The sequence below is a fragment of the Blautia sp. OF03-15BH genome (genome assembly GCF_003463065.1).
Taxonomy (GTDB): Bacteria; Bacillota; Clostridia; order Lachnospirales; family Lachnospiraceae; genus Limivivens.
Genome location: NZ_QSCM01000027.1, coordinates 26,117 through 34,917, shown reverse-complemented (window position 1 = coordinate 34,917; position 8,801 = coordinate 26,117). Strand labels below are relative to the sequence as shown.

Below are 8,801 nucleotides of genomic sequence, written 5' to 3'. Positions count from 1 at the left end.
AAAACATACACGGTGAAGCAGTAAGTAGAACTCGTGAGAGTCTACATTATCTCGATGTGGGTATATTTACACACATTTTGAGTGGCAGTGACCGCATGGTATTCAGCAGCCTTTTATTCCTGTTTCGCTTCCTTCCGCTGGTGTTCCTTCTATATTATCTGACACCGCGCAGAGGGCGAAACGTCGTGCTATTCCTCTTCAGCCTGTTTTTCTATGCCTGGGGAGAACCAAAATATGTATTCCTGATGCTGTTTTCCATCACGATGGATTACACCGTCGGCCGTCTCATTGACAAAGCGAAAAGAGAAGGGAAGCCTGGAAAAGCAAAAGGCTGCCTTTTATTTTCGGTCTTTATGAATCTGGGGATTCTCGGCTTTTTCAAGTATGCGGATTTTATCATCAGCAGTATCAATGCAGTCAGCGGTCTGAATCTGCCCCTTTTGAATATTCCGCTTCCGATCGGTATCTCCTTTTTCACCTTCCAGACCATGTCCTATACCATTGATGTTTACCGTGGAAATACGGACGTGCAGAAGAACTGGATCAGCTATGGAACCTATGTTTCCATGTTTCCGCAGCTGATTGCAGGACCCATCGTACAGTATAAGACCATTGCGAAGCAGATGAAGGAACGCCGGGAAAATCTGGATGACTTCACGGAAGGCATCCACCGCTTTGTGACCGGTGTGGGAAAAAAGGTCCTGCTGGCGAATAACATCGGCCTTCTCTGGGATGCGGCGGCAGCCCTTCCCGTTGCCGAGCTTCCTGTGGCAACTGCCTGGCTGGGAGCCCTGGCTTACACCTTCCAGATCTACTTTGATTTCTCCGGTTATTCCGATATGGCTATTGGTCTCGGAAAAATGTTCGGCTTCCATTTCCTGGAAAACTTTAATTATCCGTATATTTCCAGGAGCATCACGGAATTCTGGAGAAGATGGCATATCTCCCTGAGCTCCTGGTTCCGGGAATACGTTTACATCCCACTGGGAGGAAACCGGAACGGCCTGGTGAAGCAGATCCGGAACATTTTCGTCGTCTGGATGCTCACCGGTATCTGGCACGGTGCTCACTGGAACTATGTGCTGTGGGGCGTTTACTATGGCGTCCTTCTGATTCTGGAAAAATTTGTACTGAAACGCTTTCTCGACAGACTTCCGGGCTGTATTCAGAACCTTTATACCATGTTTTTTGTGATCATCAGCTGGGTGATCTTCAAGTGTGAGGATCTGAGCTACTGCCTGTCCTATCTGAAAGCCATGTTCGGCGGCTTCTCAGCGGGATTCTTCAATACGGAAAGCCTGTATCTTCTGAAAAATTACGGCATCCTTCTGGTGCTTCTCCTTCTCGGAAGCACACAGCTGCCGAAGCATTTCGGAGAAAAAATGGAAAAACGCTTCGGAGAAAACGGAATGGTGATGACAGTGGCAAAGGCCGCCTTCTATCTGGCAATCCTGTTTCTGTCCGTGGCTTACCTTGTGGATGCCACCTATAATCCCTTCCTGTATTTCCGTTTCTGATAGGAGAGTGCAATGAAAAGAAAGAAAAGACTCCGGAGAAAAGAATATCTGGCCCTGGAAAGAAAAAAGAAAAACAGACAGAACAAGGCCCTGACCGGTCTTTTTCTCGCCCTGGTCTTTGGAGGGACAGCGGCGACCTTCCTGGCTCCCAAACGGGAATTTTCCGACCGGGAAAACCGGGCCCTGCAGCAGTTCCCGAAGCTTTCAACGGCTGCTGTCCTGGACGGAAGCTTTGAGTCCGATTACGAGACCTATCTGAGTGACCAGTTCCCCGCCCGTGATGGCTGGATTCGCATCAAGACGGAAGCGGAGCTTGCCACAGGAAAGGATGAAATCAAGAATATCTATTTTGCCAAAGATGATTATCTGATAGAAAGCCACGAAGGAAGTTTTACGACCGATACGGCAGAGAAAAACATCCAGTATCTGACCACCTTCCTGAAAAGCCAGGAGAACCGTTTTGAGACCGGCCGGATCACGGCGATGATCGTTCCCAATGCGGTAGAAGTCCTGAAAGAAAAGCTTCCCAAATATGCACCGGACAGCGGAGAAAGCGAGTACCTCTCCAGGATCCGGGCGGCACTTCCGACAAACATGTGGTTTGACGCTGCTTCCGTCCTGGAAGCACACAAAGAAGAAACGATCTATTACCGGACAGACCATCACTGGACAACACTCGGCGCCTGGTATGTCTATCAGGCCTGGGCAGAGCAGAATGGCTTCTCACCTGCACCGCTCAGCGATTACACGATCGAAGACCTGACCACGGACTTTAAGGGAACCATTGAGTCCAAGGTCGGAGTGGAAGTAGTACCCGATACGATCCAAAGCTTTGTGAAAAAAGATCTTCCTTCCTATACGCTGGATTATAACAACGGGCAGAAGACGAGCGAAGATCTCTATGACAGAAGCTATCTGGAAACGAAAGACAAATATAGTGTGTTCTTCGGTGGAAACCAGCCGGTGATCCGGGCTTCCGTAAAAAACGGCAGTGACCGGAAGCTCCTTGTCATCAAAGACTCCTATGCCCACTGCTTCCTGCCGTTCACCTTTGAAGATTACTCGGAAGTGGATTTTATCGATATCCGCTATTTCAACGAAAGCCTGAAAAACTATCTGGAAAAATCCGATTACACGGATCTCCTTTTCCTCTATAATGCTTCCGGCTTTGCAGAGGATGTAAGCCTTGCAAAACTGAACAGCTGAACCACAGCAGAAAAAGAGAACAGACAAACAGAGAAAAATGTTTGCCTGTTCTTTTTTTTGTGGTTCCAAAAGTATTTAACCATCAAAAACACCTTTTTATGAAAACTAACCGAAAAAGAAAATAAAAAAGAACAGAAAACCGTCAACAAATCGTAAACGATTAAGCGAAAAAACACGAAAATAAAGAAAAAATAAGGAAAAAACGAGAAAAAAGAAATTAAAAAATAACAAATTAAGCTTTAAAAAATTAAGTAGAACGCAACTGTTAAGGAATTGCCAAAGACTAACACTGTGCATTCTGCACAAAATGAACAAAATAACTTGTTGAAAACAGCAAACTTTAATATTTATGTTGAAAAATTCGAAAAGATGAGTTATAGTAAAAGCACGAAAACGATTAAGAACTTCAACAGAGTGGACGAGCAAAAAGAAACGCATCTTTAGACGGACAGCATAGACCCTTCACGATTGAGAAGAACACGCGCTGAGGCGCTAACAAAAAAGGAGGATTTACTATGAGAACAAGAACTAAGAGAATCGTTGCTTTACTGGCAGGTACCGCAATGCTGGGATCCAGCTTTGCATCATTCGCAGCGACCGATGTGGTAGCCAATGATCTGGCTTACAAAGGAGAGCTTGAGATCATGCATTACTCCACTTCCGAAGAGTCCGAAGGAAACGGCGGATCTGATGGATTCCGTACCGTACTCCAGGCATGGGACGAGGCTCATCCGGACATCACTCTGACCCAGAACGTACTGGCAAATGCTGAGTACAAGACCCAGATCGCTACCTTGGCAGCAGCAGGCGACCTTCCGGATGTCTTCCTTCTTCAGGGCATGAACACCAAAGACTGGGCAAAACAGGGACTGCTCCTTGACCTGACCGATTATATCAAAGAGTCTCCTTATTATGATGAGTATGACCAGAACTACTTCACCCCGTTCAAAGACGGCGATTCCGTTTACGGCTACCCGGCACTGACCGGTGGTACCTGTACCGTAGTGGTATACGATAAGGCAATGTGGAAAGAAGCCGGATACGATGCATTCCCCACCACCTGGGAAGATGTAGAGAAAGCATCCGAGTACTTCAATGAGCAGGGTGTTACCACCGTAGCTTTCGGTAACGGCGGAAAATGGCAGGCAAACAGTGATTTCCTTTCCACTCTGGGCAACAGATACACCGGACCGGACTGGTTCTTAAGCCTGATCAACAAAGAAGGCGCAGCTTTCACCGATGACAAATTCGTAGCAGCTCTGACCGAGATGCAGCATCTGTTCCAGGATACACAGATCTTCAACGAGGACTTCAACGCAGTCACCAATGAGGATGCCCGTGAGTACTACATCTCCGGTGAGGCAGCAGCATTCATCGGCGGTAACTGGGATGAGTCCTATATCTGGGCAACTCTGAAAGAAAATGATACCGATAAATGGAACAACATGGGCTTTGCAGTTCTTCCGCAGCCGGCAGATGCAACCGAGGCTCCGACCTCTCAGAACATCGGTCTTGGTTATGCCATCGCCATCAACGCAAAACTTGCTGATGATCCGGATAAACTGGCAGCAGCAATCGACCTTGCACAGGAAATTACCGGACCGGCATTCGCAAGCTATGTAGCTGAGAACTACGCTCTGGGCGGACTGACCAACGTCGGCGATGTTGACCTTTCCAAATTTGACCCGATCACTCAGGATTTCTACAACTACTCCTATGTTGATACTGAGAAATGTGAGATTTATGATTCCTACATCACCAACGCTGTATGGGATGTTCTGAACACCGACCTTCAGTCCATGATGAATGGCGAGAAGACTCCGGAAGAAGTAGCTCAGGCTGCTCAGGAAGCATACGAAGCAAACTATTGATCAAATCGTATTGAGAATGAAGACCGTTCTGCCCGCAGCGGTGGGCAGAACGGTTTTTTCATAGGAAACTGAACTGATTACAGCAGGAAGGGAGAGGATGTTATATGTTAAACGCGATCAAGCCAAGTAAAAAGACCGTTATGTTATACCTGCTGGTTCCCGTGGTAATGTTTATCTTTACTGTATTCGTGCCGCTGGTTACTGCACTGGTATACAGTTTCTTTGAATGGAAGGGAGGTCCGCAGAAGACCTTCATCGGTATTGAAAACTATACCCAGCTGTTCCACGATACGACCTTCTGGGAAGCTTTCAGTCACAATATCTATCTTGTCATCGCCTGTATCATCGGCCAGATCGGCATTGCCTTTATACTGGTTCTGATGATCAACTCCAAACTGGTGAAATGCAAAGGCATTCACCGTACCTTCGGATTTTTCCCGAGCACGATCTCAGCCGTTTGTATCGGCCTGATCTGGAATATGATCTATCACAACAAATACGGTATTCTGAACTGGTTTCTGAAAGCCATCGGAAGACCGGATCTCTGCCAGGTATGGCTGAACAATTCCAAGATTGTCATGCTTCTGGTCACCATTCCTCTGATCTGGCAGTACATCGGATATTATATGGTTATTCTTCAGTCTGCGATCGCTTCCATCGGTACGGACGTTCTCGAAAGTGCAGAGATCGACGGCGCCAACGGCGTACAGAAGGCTCTCTATATCACACTTCCTCTGATCAAAAATACCGTTCTTGTCTGCGTTACCCTCTGTATCGCAGGTAATATGAAAGCATTCGATAACATCTTCGTTATGACAAAAGGCGGTCCTGGAACCTCCTCCATGGTTATGGCCATGTACGGATATCAGATCTCCTTTAACCAGAGCAACATGGGATACGGAAGCTGTATTTCCGTAGGAATCTTCGTTCTGTCCCTGCTGGTTATCGGCGGTTCCCAGGCACTCATCAAATATATCACCAGAGAGAAGGAGGCGTGAACGTTATGAAAAAGAACAGCGGTACTCATAAAGTCAGACGCGGGGTTCTTGGAACTATCATGAACCTCATCCTCTGGATCTTTTCCCTTTCCTGTATCTTCCCGATCGTATGGATGATCTATTCCTCCCTGAAAGAGAAGAGAGCCTTCAATGCAGATATCGTCGGCCTTCCCAAGAGCCCGACCCTCATCAATTATACCAGAATCTTAAGCAACTCCGATTACCATCTGGGAGCCTCCATGTGGAACAGTGTCCGGACCTCCGTCCTGTCCATCATTCTGATCGTTGCCTTCAGCTTTATCGTGGGCTACATCCTTTCCCGTATCCACTTTAAACTGAACCGTGTGATCTACGTGATGTTCCTGATGGGTATGCTGATCCCGATCCATTCCCTTCTGGTCCCGATCTACGTGGTATTCAAAAAATGCGGCCTTTCCAACCGGTGGTTCACCTTGCTCTTACCCTATGTGTCCTTCGGTCTTCCGATGGGAATCTTCCTGGTAGAAGGCTATGTGAAAACCATTCCGGTCTCTCTGGAGGAGGCAGCAGCCATTGACGGCAGCAGCTTCAGCTATACCCTGTGGCATATCATTTTTCCGATCTGCAAGCCGATCCTGGTAACGGTAGCCATCATTCAGGTATTCAGCTGCTGGAACGAATTCTCCTTCGCCCTGGTTCTGATCAAGGACGTAGGCCTTCAGACCGTTCCTCTGGCCCTGACCCAGTTCAAAGGCCAGTTCGCTTCCGACTATCCGAAGCAGATGGCGGCCATGCTCATCACCATGTCCCCCATCGTGATCCTCTACTTCGTCTTCAGCAAACAGATCATCAAAGGTATGGTTGCCGGCGCAGTCAAAGGCTAAACTACATAACAACTGAATAAGAAAAACGAAAGCTTCTGATGCTGCATAGAAATATGCAGGTCAGAAGCTTTTTTTGCGTGGTGAAAAAAGATTTTCGCAGAGTATCTCACTCTGCGAAATATTTTATCACTCCGTTCATATAAAAGCAAGTATGCAAAGAAAAATCATGTGATAATCCGGCAATTTCGGCGTTTCCGTTACTTTGTGCAGGGTTTTTTAATGTGTTTTTATGAGTTTTTGCTGTTAACAGAATTTATTTTGTTCTTGACTTTTCGCAGAGTGAGATACTCTGAGAAATCAGCAATTTTCGAAAGTGTGAAGGGAGAGGATTCATATCTGGTATCTGATTTACTGTCCGGGAGAAAACCCGATTTCGGTGGCGGAAAGATTACGTAGCCGTTATCCCGATCGGGCAGGCTCGATCCTCACATTCACCTGTGACCGGATGCGCCGCTATGAGGGAGCCTGGCATCTGGAAGAAAAAACATTCCTTCCGGATTCGTTTGTTGTGAAGGAAGAAGAACACACATTTCTTGACGAACTTCCACCACAGCGAAAGGTCATACCCCTGAACCGGGAGGGACAGACCTTCCTTCAGGAATTCTGCGGCAGCGATCATCACATTGCTTTGTCAAAAGGCAGAATCCGGAATGGAAAAACGGAAGTACTGTCCGGTCCCCTGTGCGGCCGGGAACACCTGATCTCCAGGATCGACCGCCACAAACGTCTGGCACAGCTGAATGTTCCGGGGATGGAACCTGTGGGAAAGCTGTGTGTGGGGCTGGAGATTGTGGAGAAGAATTAGAGGAAGTATTGGTTGCGTAATATTACAGGAGAGAGAAAAGGGAAAAACTATGTACAAAAAAGAACCAAAAGGGTGGCTGAAACATTATGATTTTCTGCTGTTAGATATGTTGTGCTTACAGCTGGCATTCTGGCTGTCTTATGTATGCAGGCATGGCGGAGGAAATCCATATACAACGATATTATACCGGAATATGGCGATATTTGTTGAATTTGCAGATGTTTTTACCATCTTTATTTTTGAAACGTTAAAGAATGTTCTGAAAAGAGGCTACTATAGAGAATTTATTACCACACTTAAGCATGTGGCGATCGTGGAACTGATCGCGGTCCTGTATCTTTTCAGCCTGCAGGAAGGTCAGGACTATTCAAGAACAGCCTTGTACCTGATGGGAGCCTTCTATCTTGCACTTACTTATATCGTCAGAGTTTTGTGGAAGGAATTGCTCAAAAAGAAAATGCAGTCTGGCGGAGAACGTTCCCTTCTCGTTGTGACGACCAGCGATATTGCAGCCTCTGTTCTGGAAAATATCACAACACAGAATTATGAAATGTTTACCATAACAGGTCTGGTGATTCTGGATCGAAATATGGTAGGGGCGAAGATCGGTGGTATCCCGGTAGTTGCAGAAGAAACAAAAGCTGCTGCTTATGCCTGCAGGCAATGGATCGATGAAGTTCTGGTGATCCCTTCTCAGGCTTACGCTTATCCCAAGAAACTGATCGATCAGCTGATAGAAGCCGGGGTGACCGTACATCTGAATCTGGCGAAAGTGACAGATGTTTCCGGAAAAAGACAAATGGTGGAAAAAATCGGTGGCTATACAGTCCTTACCACCAGCATGAATCTGGTGACAACGCGTCAGCTGTTTCTGAAAAGAGCAATGGATATCGTCTGTGGTCTGGCTGGCTGCCTCCTGACGGCGATCATTTTTGTATTCATAGCGCCGGTTATTTATATCAGTTCTCCGGGACCGATCTTCTTTTCTCAGGAACGAATCGGCAGAAATGGAAAAAAATTCAAAATCTATAAATTCCGGAGTATGTACATGGATGCCGAAGCCCGCAAGGCAGAACTGATGAAAGAAAACCGTATGGGTGACAGCAAGATGTTCAAACTGGATTTTGATCCCAGAGTCATCGGAAATAAAATCCTTCCGGACGGTACGAAAAAGACCGGCATCGGAAACTTCATCCGTGTGACCAGCCTGGATGAATTTCCTCAGTTTTTCAACGTCCTGAAAGGTGACATGAGCATAGTAGGTACCAGACCTCCGCTTCCCAGTGAGTGGAAAGACTACGAACTTCATCACCGGGCAAGACTGGCCATCAAACCGGGCATTACCGGTATGTGGCAGGTGAGCGGCAGAAGCGAGATAACAGATTTCGAAGAAGTGGTGAAACTGGACACGCAGTATATCAATGAGTGGAGTCTGGGATTGGATATTAAGATTTTGTTTAAGACGGTTATGGTGGTGTTGAGGAAAGAGGGGTCGATGTAGGAATGGTACCCACCGCAGTTCACGGAAGCAGGATTGTTGT

Annotated in this window: 7 protein-coding genes; all 7 read left to right on the top strand. The window is 46.8% G+C overall.

The features are described from left to right. Positions 1 to 1,517, top strand: a 1,517-nt coding sequence (locus DXA57_RS16355) for an MBOAT family O-acyltransferase (RefSeq protein WP_330423293.1), incomplete at its 5' end; no start/stop codon positions are given. Positions 1,518 to 1,529: 12 nt separating this feature from the next. Next, a complete protein-coding gene (locus tag DXA57_RS16350) occupies positions 1,530 to 2,723 on the top strand; it encodes a DHHW family protein (RefSeq protein WP_117768334.1) in 1,194 nt (397 codons plus the stop codon). 515 nt (positions 2,724 to 3,238) lie between these two features. After that, positions 3,239 to 4,594, top strand: coding sequence for an ABC transporter substrate-binding protein (locus tag DXA57_RS16345; RefSeq protein WP_117768333.1), 1,356 nt, complete (start codon positions 3,239 to 3,241; stop codon positions 4,592 to 4,594). A gap of 104 nt (positions 4,595 to 4,698) precedes the next feature. Then, on the top strand, positions 4,699 to 5,592 hold the full coding sequence (locus tag DXA57_RS16340; protein ID WP_117768332.1) for a carbohydrate ABC transporter permease: 894 nt from the start codon (positions 4,699 to 4,701) through the stop codon (positions 5,590 to 5,592). Positions 5,593 to 5,597: 5 nt separating this feature from the next. Next, a complete protein-coding gene (locus tag DXA57_RS16335; protein WP_117768331.1) occupies positions 5,598 to 6,455 on the top strand; it encodes a carbohydrate ABC transporter permease in 858 nt (285 codons plus the stop codon). Between the two features lie 376 nt (positions 6,456 to 6,831). Next, the gene (locus tag DXA57_RS16330) at positions 6,832 to 7,260 is read left to right on the top strand and encodes a hypothetical protein (RefSeq protein ID WP_147345713.1); all 429 of its coding nucleotides are present in this window, start codon (positions 6,832 to 6,834) and stop codon (positions 7,258 to 7,260) included. 49 nt (positions 7,261 to 7,309) lie between these two features. After that, positions 7,310 to 8,761, top strand: coding sequence for a sugar transferase (locus DXA57_RS16325; protein WP_117768329.1), 1,452 nt, complete (start codon positions 7,310 to 7,312; stop codon positions 8,759 to 8,761). Positions 8,762 to 8,801: the final 40 nt, after the last annotated feature.